The sequence below is a fragment of the Microbacterium sp. LMC-P-041 genome, from assembly GCF_030209555.1.
GTDB lineage: Bacteria > Actinomycetota > Actinomycetes > Actinomycetales > Microbacteriaceae > Microbacterium.
Genome location: NZ_JARVRV010000001.1, coordinates 594,232 through 613,947, shown reverse-complemented (window position 1 = coordinate 613,947; position 19,716 = coordinate 594,232). Strand labels below are relative to the sequence as shown.

Genomic DNA, 19,716 nt, shown 5'->3' with positions numbered 1-19,716 from the left:
TCCTTCCGGTTGCGGTCACGACGCGGGTGCGGCGTGACGGGCCACGATTCCGCACTCGGCGGGACGATTCAACCCGACGCGCCCGTTCAGAGGGGTCTCACACCTGATGCAGAGGTTTTCTCAGGAACACCTGCTCGGTTCCGTCGCCCTGCGGCACGCGCTCGGCCTCCTCGTATCCGCATGACTCGTACAGGCGGATGTTGGCCTCGCTCAGACTGCCGGTGAAGAGCTCGGCCACATCCGCGCTCGACGCGCGTTCGGCCGCGTCGAGCAGCGTGCGCCCGATGCCCTCTCCCTGCATGTCGGGCGCGATCGCGATCCTGCCGATCAGTAGCACGCCGTCGTCCTCGACGAACCGGATGACCCCGACCAGCCGTCCGTCCTTCCGCGCCGCGAGGCCGCTGCTGGAACGCAGCTCGGCCTCCACTTCGGGGAGCGTCTGGGTCAGCGGGGGCATATCGGCGCTGCCGTAGATCTGCGCCTCCGACACGAACGCCGCGCGTTGCAGGGTGAGCACCTCACCCGCATCCGACTCCGAGGTCGGGCCGATCACCACATCCGATGCGTGGTCGTCGATCTCGGTCTGTGCTCTCTCTGATTTCGTCACTGCGCCACGATCTGATGAGACCGGGGGGACTGTCAACCCCCTCGATACGGGCCGCGAGCGGAGCTAATCTCGCAGTTTCCAACCCCAGGAGGACTCATGGCTGAGAAGAGCACGTCCAAGAGCGCGTCCAAGACCGGCACCGCATCCAAGCGCGGAGCGAAGACGACGAGAAGGCAGAACGCCGAGAAGGGATTCACGGCGTCGCCCACCCTCGCCGCGAACCTGCAGCTCGTGCTGGTCGACCTGATCGAGCTCTCACTACAGGGCAAGCAGGCACACTGGAACGTCGTCGGACGCAACTTCCGGGACACCCACCGTCAGCTCGACGAGATCATCGACGCCGCGCGCACGTTCAGCGACACGGTCGCCGAGCGGATGCGGGCACTGCACGCGGTGCCCGACGGACGCACGGACACGATCGCGGAATCGACCTCTCTTCCCGCGTTCCCGATGGGCGAGGTCTCGACGACCGACACGATCGACCTCATCACCGCGCGCCTCGAGGCGACGATCGGGACGATCCGCGACGTGCACGATGCCGTCGACGAGGAAGACCCCACGTCGGCCGACATCCTGCACGCGGTGCTCGAGAGCCTGGAGCAGTTCGCGTGGATGGTGAGTGCCGAGAACCGCACTCCCGCGACCAGCTGAGCTGACGTCTCACTCTCGTTCGTCCTCCCGCGTACGTTCGGCCTCTCGCCGGACCAGGCGCGGGAGGACGAGCCAGAGGAGGAGGACGGCGACCAGTGAGGAGACGAGCGCGATGAGCCCGGCGGCGCGATCGACGGTGAAGTCGATGATGAGGGTGGTCACACCGATCGTCAGTGCGGAGATCGCCACGAGGTCGATCTTCACGATCCGAGCGGCCACCCGGACGAGTTCGGGTTTGCGGCGGCGACCGAACAGCGCCCGGTGCATGCCCACCGGCGCGAGCGCCAGGATCGTCGCCAGCGCGGCGAGTGCCACCAGCACCACGTACAGATCCCTCTGGACCTCGTCCATGTCCTCGAAGCGGGGAGTGAAGGCGACGGCCAGCAGGAATCCGGTGAGGATCTGCGTACCGGTCTGCATCACTCGCAGCTCCTGCAGGAGCTCCTCCCAGTTGCGGTCGGCGCGCTCGTTCCGAGTCTCGTCGCGTCCGTCTCGTCGGTCGTCGAGCTCGCTCGACGGTGCAGATCGGTGGTCGGGTTCCATGCAGTCAGTTTTGCGGCACCGCTCGGAGTCTGTCCAGACTCTTGCGCAGATGCACTCGAGGAGCAGGGGATGACGCTTCCACCGATCCGCGAGTGGTGGCCCGGGCTGTCGCTCGAGGCGCGAGTCGAGGTGCTCGGAGATACCGCGCCGCACCTCGGCGCGCGAACGCGGGATGAGATCAGGACGATCACCGGGGCTGTGGTCGGCATGGCCGAGACGCTGTCCGACGACGATCTGGAGTACGCCCGTTCCGAGGCCCGGTCGGAGATCGAGCAGGAGGACTCGGCCTGAGACGGCGTTGTCAGCTGTCGCCGTTCGCGTGCTCCTCGCGCAGCCGCGGCACGGTGCGGCGTTCGGGACGGAGACCGGCCTTGTCTGAGTAGAACGCCCGGATCCTGTCCATGTCAGCGGCGACGTCCCCCGTCAGCTCGATCGTGGGGCCGAGTCCGGTGGTCATCGTGGTGCGGTCGACGAAACCGAGAGTCACCGGCATCCCGGTCTCTCGTGCGATCCGATAGAAGCCGGACTTCCAGTACTCGTTGCCCCCGCGAGTGCCGTCGGGCGTGATCACGAGGCCGAAGACGCCGCCGGAATGGACCTGCTCCACGACGTCGTTGACGACCCGCGCCGGGTCGGCGCGGTCCACGGCGATGCCGCCGAGACGACGCATGATCGGACCCCGCCACCCGCGGAACAGGCTGTTCTTGCCGAGCCAGTGCACCTCGATGCCCAGTCTCCACGCGATCGCCAGCATGAGCACGAAGTCCCAGTTGGACGTGTGCGGCGCACCGATGAGGATGGTGGGTCTCTGAGGAGTGGCCTCGGCGGTGAGGGTCCAGCGGCTGACTGCCCAGAAGAAGCGGGCGAGGAGTCGTTTGAGCACTCGTCCACCGTAGGGCAGAACGTCTGATGATCAGCCGCCCCCGGCCGCCGCCGCATTTCCGCGCCATGCCGTCGCCACAGGCGTACGATCGAGTGATGGCCAAGACACAGGACTCCGCCGAGCAGGACGCACCGACCGTGCTTCAGCCGCTGACCGGAACTCCGAACCTGCTTGATGACGACGCCGCCGGGTACTGCAGCGGCGGCGTCTGCCACTTCCCTGCGCCGAAGACGCAGTAGCAGGAGACGCCGCCGCAGCGGGACGATCAGTGCCCGCCGTGCGCTCCGCCGGAGACATCGTCTGCCGGCTTGCGGACGAAGGGGCTCAGCGCCACCGCAGCCAGCGAGATGATCGCGGCGATGAGGAATGCCATGCGGGCACCCGGCGCACCGGCGACCGCCGTGGGGAGCCCTTCGGCTTCTCCGGCGTGCAGGATGGCGGAGTACGTCACCGTCAGCACCGCCACGCCCGCCGCGCCACCGACCTGCTGGAGGGTGTTCAGCACAGCGGAGCCGTGTGAGTACAGCGAACGCTGCAGCGACCCGAGCGACGCGGAGAACAACGGCGTGAACGACATCGCGAGTCCGACCGACATGGCCGCCTGCACGATGATGAGGACCCACCACACGGTGTGCTCGCCGACGGTCGAGTAGTAGAACAGCGCGGCCGACACGAGGATCGTTCCGGGGATCAGCAGCGGGCGAGTGCCGCGTGCGTCGTACACCCGACCCATGATGGGGCCGAGCAGACCCATCAGCACCGAACCGGGAAGGAGGATGAGGCCGGACTCGAGGGCGTTGAGGCCGGCGACGTTCTGCAGGTACTGCGGCAGAAGGGTCAGCGTCCCGAACATCGACAGCGCGAGGATCGTCATGATGACGACCGAGAACGTGAAGTTCGCCGAGCGGAACACGCGCAGGTCGAGCAGTGCGTCGTCGACCCGCTGCAGCACCAGCTGGCGCCACACGAACAGCGCGAGTGCGACGGCGCCCACGACGAGAGCGACGACACCGGCGGTCTCGCCGGATCCGTCTTCGCCGCCGAACTGGCTGAGACCGAAGACGATGCCGCCGAATCCGAGAGCGGCGAGCGGGATGGAGACGACATCGAGGGGGACCACGCGGGTCTCACCCAGGTTGGTCATCCACTTGACGCCGATGAGCAGCGAGACGAGCGCGATGGGCAGGATGATCGCGAACAGCGCACGCCAGTGGAGCGTCTCGAGGACCGCACCGGCGAGCGTCGGTCCGATCGCGGGAGCGAGCGAGATGACGAGTCCGACGCGCCCCATCATGCGTCCGCGCGACTGGGCGGGGACGACGTTCATGATGGTGGTCATGAGGAGCGGCATCATGATGCCCGTGCCGGCGGCCTGGATGACGCGGCCGGCGAGGAGGATCTCGAAGCCGGGCGCCACGAGGGCGACCAGGGTTCCGAGCGAGAACGAGATCATCGCGGCGATGAAGACCTGACGGGTCGTGAAGCGCTGCAGGATGAACCCGGTCGTCGGGATGACGACCGCCATGGTGAGCATGAATGCGCTCGTCAGCCACTGGCCGAGCTCGGGCGGGATGCCCAGATCGACGTTCAGGTGGGGGATCGCGATGCCCATCGTGGTCTCGTTGAGGATCGCGACGAACGCGGCGACGAGCAGGAGCCAAATCACGCGCATGTCGCTGCGGGCGATCTCGCCGCTGCGCGCGGGAGGGGGCGTGGTGATCGACCCGGTGTCGACGGCAGACATACGGCCTCCAAGGCACTGAAGAGAGGGGGAGATCGCGCGAGTGCGCGGGGACCACTCAGCGTAACCACAGGTTCGGACATTTCATTCCGGATCCCTCTGAATCCGCTCTCAGCGGACGGACGCCCGCGCTGAGCGCGTCCGGGGTCATGCGTGCTGACTACGCTGGCGACATGAGCATGGGTGGTGGACGCGGGGGATTCCGCGGTGTGGACGAGAGCGCACAGCGTCGGCTCAACGCCGAGGCACCGCGCATCAGCGGGCTCGGATCCAGGGTGATCGCGCTGTTCCGTCCGTACCGCTGGCGCATCTTCTGGACCGGCGTATTGGTTGTGATCGGCGCCGCCATCGCCGTGATCCCGCCGCTGATCGTGCAGCGCATCTTCGACGACGCGCTCTTCCCCGTCGACGGCGGTGGCCCCCAGCTGCAGCTCCTGATCTGGCTGGTCTCGGCGATGGTCGGGCTCTTCCTCCTCTCCGCCGTCCTCGGCGTCGCGCAGACCTGGCTCACCTCGACCGTCGGCAACAGCGTCACGGGCGACCTGCGGGTCCGGCTGTTCGAGCATCTGCAGGCCATGGAGCTCGGATTCTTCACCCGGACGAAGACCGGCGTCATCCAGTCGCGTCTGCAGAACGACGTCGGCGGCGTCTCGGGCGTCCTGACCAACACCGTGACCAGCATCCTCGGCAATGTCGTGACGGTCATCGCCTCCCTCGTCGCGATGATCCTGATCGATTGGCGGCTCACGCTGATCGCTGTCGTGCTCATGCCGTTCCTCATCATCGTGCAGCGACGCGTGGGGCAGGTCCGTGCGCGCATCGCCGGCGAGACCCAGGAGTCGCTGTCCGAGCTCACCTCCATCACGCAGGAGACTCTGAGCGTGTCGGGGATGCTCCTGTCGAAGGCGTTCAACCGACAGCGCACCGAATCGCAGCGGTACCAGGCCGAGAACCGCAACCAGGTGAGGCTGCAGGTACGGCGGGCGATGAGCGGGCAGGGCTTCTTCGCGGTCGTCCAGGTGCTGATGGCGAGCGTCCCCGCGGTCATCTACCTCGTCTCGGGCTACCTGATCGCCGGCGGCACCGGCGCGATCACCGCGGGAACCGTCGTCGCCTTCACGACCGTCCAGGCCCGTCTGCTGCAGCCGCTGATGGGCCTCATGCGGGTGTCGCTCGACCTCCAGACGTCGTCCGCGCTGTTCGCGCGCATCTTCGAGTACCTCGACCTGGTGCCCGAGATCCAGGACGCCCCGGATGCGATCACGGTCGCTGAAGCGCCGGGGCCACGGGGACGGATCGAGTTCGCCGACGTCGTCTTCCGCTATCCGGACGCGGCACCCGATGCTCGCCCCACCCTGCAGGGCGTCTCCTTCGTGGCCGAGCCCGGTCAGCACGTCGCATTCGTCGGTCCCTCGGGTGCGGGCAAGACGACAGTGCTGTATCTGGCGCCGAGACTGTACGAGGCGCATGGCGGCGCGGTGCTGTTCGCGGGAGCGGACGTGAAGACCCTCACGCAGGAGTCGATCATCGACCAGGTCGGCATCGTCTCGCAGGAGACGTACCTGTTCCACGCGACGATCCGCGAGAACCTGCTGTACGCCAGACCCGACGCGACGGACGAGGAGATGATCGCCGCCTGCACCGCAGCGAACATCCATCACATCATCAGCGGGTTCGAAGACGGCTATGACACCGTGGTCGGAGAACGGGGATACCGTCTCTCGGGCGGTGAGAAGCAGCGCATCGCGATCGCCCGAGTGCTGTTGAAGGATCCGCCCGTGCTGCTGCTCGACGAAGCGACGTCCGCTCTCGACACGGTGTCGGAGCGCGTCGTGCAGGAGGCGTTGGACGAAGCGGCCAAGGGGCGCACGACGCTGACGATCGCGCATCGACTCTCGACGATCATGGGGGCCGACGTCATCCATGTCGTCGAAGCCGGCCTGATCGTGGAGTCGGGCACTCACGTCGAGCTCCTCGCGCGGGGCGGTCTCTATGCCGAGCTCGCCGCGCAGCAGGTGGCCGCTTCGCGTGTGCTCGATACGGAGAGGGCCGTCGAGACGGCCGTCTCGGGAGGCGTGCGCGCCGCCCTCGCCCACCGTCGGGCCGACCGGGCTCCGGAGGATTCCGCCGGGGCGGATGCGGTCGACGCGCTCACCGCTCCGGTTCCGCTGCTCGACGTGTCCCGTGCCGACGAGCGGGTCTACCCGGCCGAGGGGTGAGACGTGCTCAGTGCACCGACAGGCCGCCGTCGATGAACAGCGACTGCCCGGTGACGTAGCTCGAGCCGGCGCCGGCGAGGAACACGGCCGCGGCCGCGAAATCCGACGGCAGTCCGTTGCGTCCGATCATGGTCCGTGCGGCGAGGGCGGCGATCTGCTCGGGGTCCTGCTGCAGCCTGGCGTTGAGCGGGGTGAGCACGAACCCCGGGACGAGACTGTTGCTCGTGACTCCGGTGCTTCCCCATGCCTCGGCCTCCGAGCGCATCAGCGACTCCACGGCTCCCTTCGAGGCGCCGTAGACGCCGCTGCCGACGAACGCGCGATGCGCCTGCTGGGAGCTGATGTGGATCAGGCGCCCGTAGCCCCGCTCGGCCATGCCGGTGGCATAGCGCTGGCCGAGCAGGAAAGGGGCGAGCGCATTCACGGTCATCGTCGCGTCCCAGTCGCCCTCGGTGATCTCGGAGAACGGCGGGCGGATGTTGATCCCTGCGGAGTTCACCAGGATGTCCGGCTCGCCGAACGGCTCGACGGCCGCTTCAGCGAGGGCTCGGATTCCCTCCCGCGTGCCGAGGTCTCCGACGACTCCTGCCGCCCGGCATCCGGCGCGGGTGAGCTCCGCCACGGTCTCGGCAATCCGCGCTTCACCGCGCGCCACGATCACGGTCGAGGCGCCTGCGCTCGCGAGTGCCGTCGCGATGCCGCGTCCGATGCCCGAGCTGCCACCGGTGACGACGGCGGTGCGACCCTCGAGCGAGAAGAGGTCGGCGAGGTACTGGTTCATCGGTCTCCAGAGTGCGCGTCTCACCACGCCAGCGCGGCGGTGAGGGCGGGATCGGGGCGGGCGGCGGCGTGCTCGGGGAGTGCTTCGATCTCGGCGACGAACGCGTCGACCTCGTCTGAGTAGTCCGGTTCGGTGTGCGTGCGCGCGATCTCGAGCAGCGGCGGAATGTCCATGGCGAGGATCAGCTCGAGACGGGCGGTGACGGCGGCCTGTGCCCCCGCCTCGTGCAGCACGCGGATTCCTCCGCGCAGAGCCGTGAGATAGTCGCGCAGCACGGGGAGCTTCGCACGCCCCTGCGTGATCGAGGTGCCGTCCGCGCGCAGGCGCCAGCGCACCACGGTGTCGGGGATGACATCGAAGCTGCGCGCCCGTGTGTACATCAGCTGGGCGACCACCTGATCCTCGTAGGCGACGCCCTCGGGGAACCTCAGGTCGTTCCAGAACTCGGTGCGGCTGACCTTCGACCAAGCCACGATGTTCGCGCTCGCTCGAGGGTGCTCCACGATCGTGGTGGCGAGTCGTTCAGGCGACGTCGCTGCCGACACCCACGGCTGCACGCGCCCCGCGACGTAGCGCTCGCCATCGAAGCGCGACCGCACGTAGGCGCCGGCGACGAAATCGCTGCCGGTCTCGGCGAGCGTCCCGACGAGTCGTTCGAGGGCCGAGGGCGTGAGTTCGTCGTCTGCGTCGAGGAAGCCGATCAGGGGAGTGTCGACGAGGTCGATGCCGACGTTCCGCGCGGCACCCAGGCCTCGGGACGCCTCGTGCTGCACCGCCCGGAACCGTGGATCCGATGCTGCGGCCGCGGCGAAGATCTCCGCCGTGTCGTCTCTGGATCCGTCGTCGATGAGGATCGCGTTCCACCGCGTCTCGGTCTGCGAGCGCAGCGACTCGAGTGCGGCAGGAGCGAAGGCGCCGATGTCGCGGCCGGGGACGATCAGGGTCACGATCGGGGCGGAGGCGGTCACGAGCCGAGTCTATGGCCGGCCGGTCGGGCTCGTCGTTCAGGGGTGGGTGACCGCGCGCACCGATTCGGCGACCAGCCCGGCGAGCCGTTCGGCCAGGTCGTGCGGGAGCGCCTCGCGTCCGAAGGTGAACCGCACAGAGGTCTGCGCGACCGCGGGGGAGATCCCGCATGCGAGAAGCACATGCGAGGGCTCGTCGCTTCCGGCGGCGCAGGCAGAGCCGCTCGACGACACCACTCCCCGACGCTCGAGCTCGAGCAGGACAGCCTCCCCGCTGACTCCGGCGAACGTGAAGCTCGCCGTGCCGGGCAGCCGTGCCACGGGGTCGCCGGTGAGGGCCGCCTGCGGCACGAGTGCGTACACCGCGGCGATGAAGCGCCCCGTCGACTCAGCGACCCGGGCGCTCGCCTCCTCGCGCTCCGCGTCGGCGAGCTCCAGCGCTGTGGCGAGAGCCACCGCGCCCGCGACGTTCTCGGTGCCCGAACGGCGTCCTCGTTCCTGGCCGCCGCCGTGCATGAGCGGCTCGAGCGCGACGCGCCCTCGCACGGCGAGCGCTCCGATCCCCTTCGGAGCTCCGAGCTTGTGCCCGGCGATGGCGACGGCATCCGCTCCGAGGCCGCTGAGCGGCAGCCACCCCGCAGACTGCACGGCGTCGACATGCACCGGGACGCCTGCCTCCCTCGCGGCTGTTGCGAGGGAGGCGACGTCCTGGACCGTGCCGATCTCGTTGTTGGCGTGTCCGAGGGCGACCAGTGCGGTGTCATCGCGCAGGGCCTGGGTCAGAGGGGCGACGGAGATCCTGCCGAGGCCGTCGACGGGGATCGGCGTCACCTCGACGTCGTGGAAGCGCCGCAGGTGGTCGGCGGATTCGAGGATCGACTCGTGCTCGATCGGCGAGACGACCAGATGCCGGCGACCGCGTGCGAGGGCTGCCAGCACGATGCCCTTCACCGCGAGATTGTTCGATTCCGTTCCACCGGATGTGAAGATCACATCGCCCGCGCGCATGCCCAGCACTCGGGCCACCCGCGACCGTGCGTCATCGAGTGCGCTCGCCGCGGCCTCACCGTACGTGTGGTGGCTCGACGGATTGCCGAAGACCCCGGTCAGGAACGGGCGCATGGCCTCGACGACCTCCGGTCGCACCGGAGCCGTTGCGGCGTGATCGAGATAGAGCATCCCCGTCAGTCGATCCGCACGTCGAGACCGAGATCGAGCGCCCGGGCGGAGTGCGTCAGGGCGCCGACCGAGATGACGTCGACCCCGGTCGCCGCGATCGCCCCGACCGTGTCGAGAGCGACCCCGCCCGAGGCTTCGACCTGCGCGCGATCGCCGATCATCGAGACCCCGGCGCGCAGGTCGTCGAGAGAGAAGTTGTCGAGCAGCACCGTGTGCGCACCCCCGTCGAGCACGGCGGGGATCTGATCGAGCCGGTCGACCTCGACGACCACGTGCGTCGTGTGAGGCAGCCGGGAGAGCGCATCCCGCAGAGCCGAGGCGAGGTCGACGCCCGAGCGCTTCAGCACCGCGAGATGGTTGTCCTTGGCCATCACCGCATCGGACAGCGAGAACCGGTGGTTGTGACCACCGCCCGAGAGCACCGCATGCCGTTCGAACGCTCGCATGCCCGGGGTCGTCTTCCGCGTGTCGGCGATCCGCGCCGATGTCCCCTCGACCGCGCGCACGTAGGCGGCGGTGGCTGTCGCGACACCGCTCATCCGCTGGGTGAAGTTCAGAGCGATGCGCTCGGCGGTGAGGATGCCGCGGGCCGAGCCGGATACCGAGGCGAGCACGTCGCCCGCCTCGAAGGCGTCTCCGTCGCCCACATGCACGTCGACCGCGATCGCCGGATCGGTGAGGTGAAACGCGGCCGCGAACACCTCGCCGCCGCTGAAGGTGCCCGCTTCGCGGGCGACGAGGTCGGCAGTGGCGGTGGCATCCGCGGGAAGCAGGGTCGCGCTCGTCAGGTCGCCCCAGGGGGCGTCTTCCTCGAGGGCTGCGCTGACGACGCGGGTGATGTGGGCGGCGGTGAGCATCAGACTGTCTCCAGGAGAGGTGAGGCGAGGGGTTCGCGGAAGTGCGCACCGACGGAATCGGTGCGAGCGAGCGCGGCAGACGCGGTCGCGCGGGCGAGCAGGAGGAGGTTCGCATCCTCGCGCTCGCGGACGGTGGCCGGCTCGGGAATCGCGGCGAGCCAGCGGCCGACGATGGTTGCGGCGTGTCGCAGACCCTCTTCCGAGCGCAGCAGGCCGACGTGGTCCCACATCAGGCGCTGCAGCGCTGCGCGACTGAAGTCGGCGCCGACAGCGATCTCGCCGGTGGATTCCGACTCCTCGGACAGAGGTGCGCGAGGCGCCGAGCCGCGCTGCGAGCTGACGGGAGGATGCTGCCAGGGCGTGCCGAGCGCGGCTGCCGCGCGGGCTCCGAAGACCGCGCCTTCGAGCAGCGAGTTCGAGGCGAGACGATTCGCGCCGTGCACGCCGGTGCGCGCGACCTCGCCCACGGCGAAGAGCCCGGGGACGGAGGTGCGCCCGTCGAGGTCGGTGACGACGCCTCCCATCAGATAGTGGGCGGCGGGTGTCACCGGGATCGGAGTGGAGGCCCAGTCGAGACCGCGTTCCCGCGTCACGCGATCGATCGTCGGGAATCGCTGCGCGAGTCTGAGTCCGCCGAGCATGGTCGCGTCGAGACGCACCGGGGAGCCCTGTCGGGCGGACTGGCGGGCGATCGCCCGCGCGACGACGTCGCGTGGGGCGAGCTCGCCGTCCGGGTGGCTGTCGAAGACGAATCGCCGGCCGTCGGCGTCCACCAGCGTCGCCCCTTCGCCGCGGACCGCTTCCGAGACGAGGAAGGCGGGACCCTCGGCCAGGATCGTCGGATGGAACTGCACGAACTCGAGGTCGGCCACCGCGGCCCCGATCCGCACGGCGGCGGCGATGCCGTCACCCGTGGTGCCGAGGGGATTCGTGGTGTGCGCATACAGGTGCCCTGCGCCGCCCGTGGCGAGCACGACCGCGTCCGCGGAGAGCTCCGAGACCGCCCCGCCGACCTGGACACGCACGCCGCGCACGACGCCGTCCTCGGCGATCACGTCGGCCAGGAAGGCGCCCTCCACGACGGTGACATCCGCGTCGCGGACCGAGGCCACCAACGCCCGGGTGATCGCTGCTCCCGTGGCATCCCCGCCGGCGTGCACGATGCGTGCGTGACGGTGCGCGGCCTCCCGCCCGAGCAGCACCCGCCCGTCGGGTGAGCGGTCGAACGCGACGCCTCGGGCGATCAGCTCCGCGATCCTGGTCGCGCCCTCGTGCACGAGAACATCGACCGCGGCGGGATCCGAGAGTCCTGCTCCGGCATCGATGGTGTCTGCGGCGTGCTGTGCCGCCGAGTCGCCGACGCCGTAGATTCCGGCGACGCCGCCCTGCGCGTACCCTGTGCAGCCGTCGCCCAGCGCACCCTTCGTCACGATCGTGACCGAGTGGCCGGTCTCGTGCGCGTGCAGGGCCGTCGTGAGTCCGGCGATGCCCGAGCCGACGACGACGACGTTCATCGGGCGCTCGCCGCCACGGGCGGCTTCGCCGCCAGCATCCGTTCGAGGGCGATGCGGGCGGGGTCGGCCACGTCCGCCGTCACCGTGATCCGATTCGGCGTGCGGCCCGCGACGAGCTCTTCGAGCACCCAGGCGAGATACCCGGGGTGGATGCGGTACATCGTCGAGCAGGGGCACACCACCGGGTCCAGGCAGAAGATCTCGTGCTGGGGGAACTGCGCCGCGAGGCGACGGACGAGGTTGATCTCGGTGCCGATCGCGAAGGTGGTCGGCGTGGTCGCCGCGGCGATCGCCCGACGGATGTAGTCGGTCGATCCCGCCTCGTCCGCCGCGTCCACGACGGCCATCGGGCACTCAGGGTGCACGATCACCCGGACCCCGGGGTGCTCGGCCCGCGCCTGGTCGATCTGATCCACGGTGAAACGGCGGTGCACCGAGCAGAACCCGTGCCAGAGGATCACCTGCGAGTCGACGAGCTGTGCCGCGGAGGATCCGCCGAGCGCCTGGCGCGGGTTCCACATCGGCATCCGCTCGAGCGGTACGCCCATCGCCTTCGCGGTGTTGCGGCCGAGGTGCTGGTCGGGGAAGAAGAGCACGCGCTGACCGCGCTCGAACGCCCACTCGAGTACGGTCTGCGCATTCGAGGAGGTGCACACGATTCCTCCGTGGCGCCCCACGAAGCCCTTGATCGCGGCCGACGAGTTCATATACGTGACGGGGATCACCGGCACCCGTCCACCCGCATCGGGTGTGTCGAGGTCGCCCAGCACGTCTGCGAGCTGCTCCCAGCAGTCCTCGACCTGATCGATGTCCGCCATATCGGCCATCGAGCATCCGGCCGCCAGATTGGGCAGGATCACGGCCTGGTCGGGTCCCGAGAGCAGATCAGCGGTCTCGGCCATGAAGTGCACTCCGCAGAACACGATCGCCTCGGCGTTCGGACGCTCCTTCGCCGCGGTCGCGAGCTGGAACGAGTCGCCCACGTAGTCGGCGTGCCGCACGACCTCTTCGCGCTGGTAGAAGTGCCCGAGCACGACGGCGCGGTCACCGAGGGTGGCCTTCGCGATGCGGATGCGCTCGTCGAGGTCGGCCTCGCCGGCATCTCGGTACTCGGCGGGGAGCTCTCCCTGCCGCGGAGCGCCGGTGGGGATGACGTCGCCCATCGACGACCCGGGACCGTATCCGGGGCGGGAGTCGAAGTCCCAGGGGCCGGCGGCGAGGTCGGTCGCGCAAGTCGCGTCGGTCGAGGCGCCGGACACGATCGACTGGATCGCGTGATCGACAGAGGCGTCGATCGGCTGGACGACCGGTGTGGGAACGAAGGTGATGCTCATCGGGTGCTCGTCTCCTCGGGGCCGAGGGGGCCGTGATCGGCCAGCTCGACGTCGGTGTTGTAGCGGTACAGGCGGGCGGGTCGGTGGTTGCCGGTGCGGAACCGGTCGGTGGGAAGGAGGTTGCCGGCGGATTCGACCTGGCGGCGGAAGTTGGCCGGATCCAGGTGCTTGCCGAGAATGGCCTCGTACGCCTCGCGGAGATCCGCCAGGGTGAACTCGGCAGGAAGGAAGCCGTGGGCGACGCGGCTGTAGCCGACCTTGTTCCGCAGTCGCCACAGGGCGTACTCGACGATCTTCGTGTGATCGAAGGCCAGCGCCGGGAGCTCATCGAGGTCGACCCAGCGCACGTTCTCCGGAGCCTTGCCGGATGCCCGATGCGCCGCGCTCTGCGCGTCGACGTCATCCTGGCGGAGCAGTGCCCAGTACACGATCGACACGACGCGGGTGGGGGAGCGGTCGACGGCCCCGAAGGCGTAGAGCTGCTCGAGATAGCTCGGCGTCAGTCCCGTCGTCTCGGCCAGAGTCCTGGCTGCGGCGTCGACAGCCGATTCGGTCTCGGTGAGCCAGCCGCCGGGGAGGGCCCACTGGCCGGCGAACGGCTCGCGCGTGCGCAGCACGAGTGGCAGCGCGAGCACCGCCGAGCCGTCCTCGGCGCGTCGAAGGGTGAGGATCACGGTCGACACGGCGACGTCGATGCCTCTGCTTTGGGTCATATGTACCTTAACCTCCTGCTCCGATCTTAGTGTCATCTCGACTGTTAGTGCATCTTCATGACGCCACCGCCCCTGAGGCCGAAACGTTATATACCAGCGTTCTGGACTCTTGTCGCTATGAAAGGGATTTGTTAGGTTACTGTCCTAACAAATCCCTTTCGGGATCTGTTGCGAACTCCGTCCGGAGTTCGACTCCACCCGGAGAAATCCCTCCTGCAGTGCAGCACCGAGAGGAAATACAGAATGATCCGTAACGGAAGGCGCAAGATCGCGCTCACCGCTGTGGCGGGGGCATCCGTCCTCGCCCTGGGCCTGACGGCCTGTGGCGCAGGCGGAGGCAACGAGGGGAGCGGTGGCGATGGCGACCGTGCTCTTCGTGTCTGGGCCGGCAGTCAGACCCCCATCACCGCGAACTACAACCCGTTCGCCCCGACCGTGCTCCACGGTGCACTCGGGCCGATCTACGAGCCGCTGTTCTTCTTCAACAAGACGGCGGATTCCGAGCCCGTCGGTCTGATCGGAGACTCGTACGAATACAACGAGGACGGCACGGTGATCACGATCGCCATCAAGCCCGATCTCAAGTGGAGCGACGGAGAGCCGCTGACCGCCGCCGACGTCGCGTTCTCCTTCACCTACGAGGCCAACAACCCTGAGGGCAACGGTCTCGTCTCGGCGGAGGCTACCGACGACACCACGGTCGTCCTCACGTACACGACCGCGCAGTACACGACCGAGTTCCAGCGCCTCGGTTCGACCTACATCCTCCCCGAGCACGTGTGGGCGGAGGTCACCGACTTCGCGAACTTCGCCAACGAAGAGCCTGTCGGCTCCGGCGCCTACGTGGTCGACAAGACGACGAGCGAGTCGTACACGCTCGTCGCGAACGAGAACTTCCGCGACGCCGACGAGCTCGGAGTCAAGAAGGTCCAGTACATCGCGGTCGACAACAACCAGACCGCACAGGACCTGCTCGCCGCCGGCAAGCTCGACTGGACGGGCATGTTCATCCCGAACCCGGACGACGTCACGGGCAACGGAGCGATCGATTGGATCAACACGCCGCAGGACCCGACCGTCCTGTACACGTGCTCGAACGCCGAGCTCGGCTGCACGGGTCCCCAGACCGACGTCGCGGTTCGACAGGCGCTCAACGTCGCGATCGACCGCGCGGCCATCAAGGACAAGGCGTTCGTCGGTCTGACCGGCGACATCTCGCCGACCTTCGCGCTGCTGCCCCGTGACGAGAAGTGGGTCGCGGACTCCGCCAACGAGATCAGCCCCCAGGAGGCGAACGCCGACGAGGCTGGCGAGATCCTCGAGGCCGCCGGCTACACGAAGGACGGCGACTTCTACGCGAAGGACGGCGTGCCGCTCGAGCTCAGCCTGATCTCGGTCGACGGCTGGACCGACTACAACGATGCGGCGAAGCTGATCGCAGAGCAGGCAGAGGCTGCCGGCATCAAGATCACGGCATCCACGGTGCAGTGGCAGGAATTCTCGGACGCCCGTCAGGGCGGTGACTTCCAGCTGATCGTCGGCGGTGTGGTCGGAACCTCGGTGGCCGATCCGTTCCAGATCTACCGCGACTGGTTCGGCGGCACGACCGTCGGTTCGACCGCAGCGGTGGGCTCGGAGGTGCCCGCGGGGCGTTGGAACTTCAGCCGATACAGCAACCCCGTCGTCGACACGGCCGTCCAGGCCGCGATCAGCACGAACGACGAGGCAGAGAAGAAGGAGCTGTACGGCACGATCCAGACCGAGATCGTCCGTGATCTGCCCTACATCCCGCTCGTGATCAACGCGACGCAGACCTTCTACAACACGAAGGACTTCACGGGATGGCCGACGGAGGAGGACCTCTACGCCTTCCCGCCGTCCTGGGGTGCGATCGCGGCGGGCTACGTCCTGACGCAGCTCGAGCCGGCGAACTAAGCGCATGGAGTCGGGGGAGCAGGAAGCACGGTCAGTGACATGAAGTTCTATGCACGAAGAATCGGGTTCTACGCGTTCACGCTATGGGCCGCGATCTCACTCAACTTCCTGCTTCCCCGGCTCATGCCGGGGAACCCGGCGGACATCATGATCGCCAAGATGCAGCGAGCGGGCGGCGAGGTCTCCGAGACCACGATCCGCAACATCAAGCTGCTTCTCGGCGGTGATGACTCGTCCCTCTGGGATCAGTACATCGCGTACTGGGGGCGCATGTTCCAGGGCGACCTGGGCATCTCCGTCACCAAGTTCCCCGCGCCGGTGAGCGAGCTGATCGGGCAGGCGCTGCCCTGGACGCTCATCCTCGTCGGCACGGTGACCGTGATCTCCTTCATCCTCGGCGTCGTCCTCGGCGCCTGGGCGGGATGGAAGCGCGGAACGTGGGTCGACCACCTCATCCCGGCGACCACCGTGCTGCAGTCCATCCCGTACTTCTGGATGGCGCTGCTGCTCGTCTCGGTGTTCGCGGTCGGGCTCGGCTGGTTCCCGATCTTCGGCGGCTACGACGTGTTCGACTTCCCGGACGGTCCCGAGCCGACCTGGGCGTTCTTCATAGATGCGCTCTCGCACGCCATCCTGCCCGCACTGACGATCGTGATCTCGTCGGTGGGCGGCTGGATGTTCGGGATGCGCAACATGATGGTGCAGACCATGGCCGAGGACTACGTGCTCACGGCCGAGGCCAAGGGGCTCCGTCCGCGTCGCATCATGACGACGTACGCCGCCCGCAATGCCGCGATCCCGTCGATCGCCGGCTTCTCGATCACCCTGGGCTTCGTTGTCGCCGGCTCCATCGTCATGGAGCAGGTCTTCACCTACCCGGGCATCGGGAAGCTGATGTTCCAGGCGGTCACGAACAACGACTACGCGCTGATGCAGGGACTCTTCCTCGTCATCACGATCACGGTGCTCGCCGCCAACTTCATCATGGACCTCGTCTATGGCTTCATCGACCCGAGGGCTCGCCAGAATGTCTGACACCGAGAACACAGTGCTGATCACGAAGGATCAGCCCATGACCCAGCCTGCGAGCACGATCTCTCTCGCCACCCAGCGGGGCCGCAGACGCCGCCGCGTCCTTCCCACCTCATCGACGAAGTTCATCATCGGCGCGAGCATCGTGATCGCGATCGTGCTGTTCGCGATCATCGCGCCGATCTTCTCGCAGGACCCTCGAAGCACCGACAACCCCGCACTGCTCCCGCCCTCGCCGGAGCACTGGTTGGGCACCACCAAGCTCGGCAACGACATGTTCGCCCAGCTCGCCATCGGCGCCCAGGGCTCGCTCCTCGTGGGCGTGGTCGCGGGCGGAATCGCCATCATCCTGTCGCTTGTCTTCGGAGTCCTCGCGGGGTACCTCGGCGGATGGCGCGAGGACACCCTGGCGCTGCTGACCAACGTGATGATCGTGATCCCCGGCCTGCCGCTGGTGATGGTGATCTCCTCCTTCGTCCCGCAGCGCAGCTGGCAGCTCGTCGCGTTCGTGCTCGGCATCACGTCCTGGGCCGGTGCCGCCTACGTGCTCAGGCTGCAGACCCGATCTCTGCGCACCCGTGACTACGTCTACGCGTCCAAGGTCGCGGGAGAGCGATCCTTCCGCGTCATCCTGGTCGAGATCATGCCGAACCTGCTGCCGTTGCTCACCGCGCAGTTCCTGTTCGCGATCATCTTCGCGATCCTCGGCGAGGCCGGTCTCTCGTACCTCGGTCTCGGCCCCAACTCCTCCATCACCTGGGGGACGATCCTCAACGACGCGCAGTCAGGTCAGGCGCTCGGACGAGGCGCCTGGTGGTGGTTCGTCCCACCGGGAATCATGATCGCCATGCTCGGCGCGGGACTCTCGCTCATCAACTTCGCGATCGACGAGGTCATCAACCCCAAGCTCCGCAATGCACCCGACGCCGCTCGGCGCGTGCGCAAGGCCGCCAAGACGAAGGGGGTCGCCGCATGAGCGCTCCGGATGCCGTGCTGACCGCACGCGACGTGTCGATCGAGTACGAGGTGGATCCGCCCGTGAAGGCGGTCCGCAACGTCTCTCTCACACTCAACCGAGGCGAGATCCTCGGCCTCGCCGGTGAGTCCGGCTGCGGCAAGACGACGCTCGCCTACGGCATGAATCGGCTGCTCAAGGCTCCTGCGCTCATGACCAGCGGCGAGATCGTGTTCCATGACCGCGACGGCCACGACATCGACATCGTCGCTCTCGACGGCGATGGGCTGCGGGCCTTCCGCTGGGACAAGATCTCGATGGTGTTCCAGGGAGCGATGAACTCGCTCAATCCGGTCATCAGCGTCAAGGCGCAGATCTTCGACATCTTCGAGACCCATCGCCCCGGCATGTCCAAGAAGGACAAGCAGGCGCGGGCCGAAGAGCTGCTGACCCTGGTCGGGGTCGACCCGTCGAGACTGACGAGCTTCCCCCATGAGCTGTCCGGTGGCATGCGTCAGCGCATGATGATCGCGATGGCGCTCGCGCTGGACCCTCAGGTGATGATCATGGACGAGCCGACCACGGCGCTCGACGTGGTCGTGCAGCGCGGGATCATCCGCGAGATCATGCGGTTGCGTGAGCGGCTGGGCTTCGCGGTGATCTTCATCACGCACGACCTGCCCATGCTGATCGAGATCAGCGACCGCATCGCCGTGATGCTGCAGGGGCAGATCGTCGAGGAGGGCACCGCGGAGGAGATCTACCGCACACCCCAGCACGAATACACCAAGAAGCTCCTGTCGAGCTTCCCGAGTCTGACCGGCGAGCGCGGAGATTTCGTCCGCACCGGCAACCAGCCCAGTCAGGAGGAGGTCCGATGAGTGCTCCCACCCTCGAAGCCCGCAACCTGGTGAAGGACTTCACGCTGCGATCCGGCCTCAAGACGTCGGTCCTGCACGCGGTGAAGGACGTCTCGTTCACCATCGAAGCGGGGAAGACGGTCGCTCTCGTCGGCGAATCCGGGTCGGGCAAGTCGACGATCGCCCGGATGCTGATGAAGCTCGAGACGCCGACGGGCGGGCAGATCCTGCTCGACGGCAAGGACTCGGGCATGCGCGGCCGCGCCGTGGAGGACTACCGCTCCCAGGTGCAGATGGTCTTCCAGGACCCCTTCGCGTCACTCAACCCCTTCCACACGATCATCCATCACCTGGAGCGGCCGATCCGGCTCCACCACCCCAAGCTGTCTGGCTCCCAGGTGCGGGCGCGGGCGATCGAGCTGCTCGAGCGCGTGCGGCTGTCGCCCGGCGAGAGCTTCGCGGAACGTCGCCCGCATGAGCTGTCCGGTGGCCAGCGGCAGCGCGTGGCGATCGCTCGTGCGCTCGCCCCGGGAGCGCGGTTCATCGTCGCGGATGAGCCGGTCTCGATGCTCGATGTCTCGATCCGACTGGGAGTGCTCAACCTGCTGGCAGATCTGCAGCGGGAGGAGAACCTCGGCGTGCTCTACATCACGCACGATCTCGCGACGGCACGTCACTTCAGCGACGAGATCATGGTGCTCTACAAGGGTGATGTCGTCGAGCGCGGCCCAGCCGACGAGGTCATCCTCAATCCGCAGCACGAGTACACCAGGACATTGCTGGGCGCCGCGCCCGAGCCCGAGAACCTCGGGCGTCTGCGAGACGAGGTCAGAGCCGAGCTGGCGGGTCGCTGACCTCCAGTGGATGACGCCGCGCTCGCCTGGCGCCCCTCCTCCGGGGCGTCGGGGGAGCGCGGCTTTCTGCGGCCTGTGCCGACGACGTCGACC

At 68.0% G+C, this 19,716-nt stretch carries 20 protein-coding genes; 9 read left to right on the top strand and 11 right to left on the bottom strand.

Features of this window, described 5'->3' with window-relative positions; genetic code table 11:
- Window positions 1-97: 97 nt before the first annotated feature.
- Window positions 98-607 (bottom strand): GNAT family N-acetyltransferase, encoded by a 510-nt coding sequence (locus tag QRN21_RS02950; RefSeq protein ID WP_372984305.1) that lies wholly within the window; start codon window positions 605-607, stop codon window positions 98-100.
- A gap of 96 nt (window positions 608-703) precedes the next feature.
- Here QRN21_RS02950 and QRN21_RS02945 point away from each other — a divergent pair, with 96 nt between their 5' ends.
- Window positions 704-1,258, top strand: coding sequence for a Dps family protein (locus QRN21_RS02945; RefSeq protein ID WP_053095544.1), 555 nt, complete (start codon window positions 704-706; stop codon window positions 1,256-1,258).
- A gap of 9 nt (window positions 1,259-1,267) precedes the next feature.
- Here QRN21_RS02945 and QRN21_RS02940 read toward each other — a convergent pair whose 3' ends face one another.
- Window positions 1,268-1,801 (bottom strand): DUF6328 family protein, encoded by a 534-nt coding sequence (locus QRN21_RS02940; protein ID WP_056278016.1) that lies wholly within the window; start codon window positions 1,799-1,801, stop codon window positions 1,268-1,270.
- Window positions 1,802-1,870: 69 nt separating this feature from the next.
- Here QRN21_RS02940 and QRN21_RS02935 point away from each other — a divergent pair, with 69 nt between their 5' ends.
- Window positions 1,871-2,092: a hypothetical protein gene (locus tag QRN21_RS02935; RefSeq protein ID WP_285363088.1), complete on the top strand. Its 222-nt coding sequence runs from the start codon at window positions 1,871-1,873 to the stop codon at window positions 2,090-2,092.
- Between the two features lie 10 nt (window positions 2,093-2,102).
- Here QRN21_RS02935 and QRN21_RS02930 read toward each other — a convergent pair whose 3' ends face one another.
- Window positions 2,103-2,684, bottom strand: a complete 582-nt coding sequence (locus tag QRN21_RS02930) for a 1-acyl-sn-glycerol-3-phosphate acyltransferase (protein WP_056278019.1) — start codon at window positions 2,682-2,684, stop codon at window positions 2,103-2,105.
- A gap of 95 nt (window positions 2,685-2,779) precedes the next feature.
- On the opposite strand from QRN21_RS02930, the gene QRN21_RS02925 reads away from it, so the two are divergent.
- Complete coding sequence (locus QRN21_RS02925; protein WP_164481686.1) at window positions 2,780-2,923, top strand: hypothetical protein; 144 nt, start codon at window positions 2,780-2,782, stop codon at window positions 2,921-2,923.
- A gap of 26 nt (window positions 2,924-2,949) precedes the next feature.
- On the opposite strand, the gene QRN21_RS02920 is transcribed toward QRN21_RS02925, so the two are convergent.
- Window positions 2,950-4,428 (bottom strand): MDR family MFS transporter, encoded by a 1,479-nt coding sequence (locus tag QRN21_RS02920; protein WP_285363087.1) that lies wholly within the window; start codon window positions 4,426-4,428, stop codon window positions 2,950-2,952.
- A 170-nt stretch (window positions 4,429-4,598) separates the two neighbouring features.
- Here QRN21_RS02920 and QRN21_RS02915 point away from each other — a divergent pair, with 170 nt between their 5' ends.
- A complete protein-coding gene (locus QRN21_RS02915; protein WP_285363086.1) occupies window positions 4,599-6,644 on the top strand; it encodes an ABC transporter ATP-binding protein in 2,046 nt (681 codons plus the stop codon).
- Window positions 6,645-6,651: 7 nt separating this feature from the next.
- Here QRN21_RS02915 and QRN21_RS02910 read toward each other — a convergent pair whose 3' ends face one another.
- The 7 genes from QRN21_RS02910 to QRN21_RS02880 are packed head-to-tail and all read right to left on the bottom strand — an operon-like array spanning window position 6,652 to window position 13,987.
- A complete protein-coding gene (locus QRN21_RS02910; RefSeq protein WP_285363085.1) occupies window positions 6,652-7,425 on the bottom strand; it encodes an SDR family NAD(P)-dependent oxidoreductase in 774 nt (257 codons plus the stop codon).
- Window positions 7,426-7,445: 20 nt separating this feature from the next.
- Window positions 7,446-8,393 (bottom strand): glycosyltransferase family 2 protein, encoded by a 948-nt coding sequence (locus tag QRN21_RS02905; protein ID WP_285363084.1) that lies wholly within the window; start codon window positions 8,391-8,393, stop codon window positions 7,446-7,448.
- A 36-nt stretch (window positions 8,394-8,429) separates the two neighbouring features.
- The gene (locus QRN21_RS02900) at window positions 8,430-9,569 is read right to left on the bottom strand and encodes a cysteine desulfurase family protein (protein WP_285363083.1); all 1,140 of its coding nucleotides are present in this window, start codon (window positions 9,567-9,569) and stop codon (window positions 8,430-8,432) included.
- Window positions 9,570-9,574: 5 nt separating this feature from the next.
- Window positions 9,575-10,426, bottom strand: a complete 852-nt coding sequence (nadC, locus tag QRN21_RS02895; protein ID WP_056278027.1) for a carboxylating nicotinate-nucleotide diphosphorylase — start codon at window positions 10,424-10,426, stop codon at window positions 9,575-9,577.
- Window positions 10,426-11,940 (bottom strand): L-aspartate oxidase, encoded by a 1,515-nt coding sequence (gene nadB / locus QRN21_RS02890; protein WP_285363082.1) that lies wholly within the window; start codon window positions 11,938-11,940, stop codon window positions 10,426-10,428. The genes nadC and nadB overlap by 1 nt, the downstream gene beginning before the upstream one ends.
- Window positions 11,937-13,274 (bottom strand): quinolinate synthase NadA, encoded by a 1,338-nt coding sequence (gene nadA / locus QRN21_RS02885; RefSeq protein WP_285363081.1) that lies wholly within the window; start codon window positions 13,272-13,274, stop codon window positions 11,937-11,939. Before nadA ends, nadB begins: the two co-directional genes overlap by 4 nt.
- A complete protein-coding gene (locus QRN21_RS02880; RefSeq protein WP_072590991.1) occupies window positions 13,271-13,987 on the bottom strand; it encodes an NUDIX hydrolase in 717 nt (238 codons plus the stop codon). The genes nadA and QRN21_RS02880 overlap by 4 nt, the downstream gene beginning before the upstream one ends.
- Before the next feature lie 243 nt (window positions 13,988-14,230).
- Here QRN21_RS02880 and QRN21_RS02875 point away from each other — a divergent pair, with 243 nt between their 5' ends.
- Genes QRN21_RS02875 through QRN21_RS02855 form a run of 5 tightly spaced genes read left to right on the top strand, consistent with a single transcriptional unit; the run spans window position 14,231 to window position 19,623 of the window.
- Window positions 14,231-15,922 carry an ABC transporter substrate-binding protein gene (locus tag QRN21_RS02875; protein WP_053095556.1) on the top strand — a complete coding sequence of 564 codons (1,692 nt, stop codon included), beginning with the start codon at window positions 14,231-14,233 and terminating at the stop codon, window positions 15,920-15,922.
- Between the two features lie 39 nt (window positions 15,923-15,961).
- A complete protein-coding gene (locus QRN21_RS02870) occupies window positions 15,962-16,957 on the top strand; it encodes an ABC transporter permease (protein ID WP_285363080.1) in 996 nt (331 codons plus the stop codon).
- A complete protein-coding gene (locus QRN21_RS02865) occupies window positions 16,950-17,930 on the top strand; it encodes an ABC transporter permease (RefSeq protein ID WP_053095558.1) in 981 nt (326 codons plus the stop codon). Before QRN21_RS02870 ends, QRN21_RS02865 begins: the two co-directional genes overlap by 8 nt.
- Window positions 17,927-18,790, top strand: coding sequence for an ABC transporter ATP-binding protein (locus QRN21_RS02860; protein ID WP_053095559.1), 864 nt, complete (start codon window positions 17,927-17,929; stop codon window positions 18,788-18,790). Before QRN21_RS02865 ends, QRN21_RS02860 begins: the two co-directional genes overlap by 4 nt.
- The gene (locus tag QRN21_RS02855) at window positions 18,787-19,623 is read left to right on the top strand and encodes an ATP-binding cassette domain-containing protein (protein ID WP_072590993.1); all 837 of its coding nucleotides are present in this window, start codon (window positions 18,787-18,789) and stop codon (window positions 19,621-19,623) included. The genes QRN21_RS02860 and QRN21_RS02855 overlap by 4 nt, the downstream gene beginning before the upstream one ends.
- Window positions 19,624-19,716 lie beyond the last annotated feature (93 nt).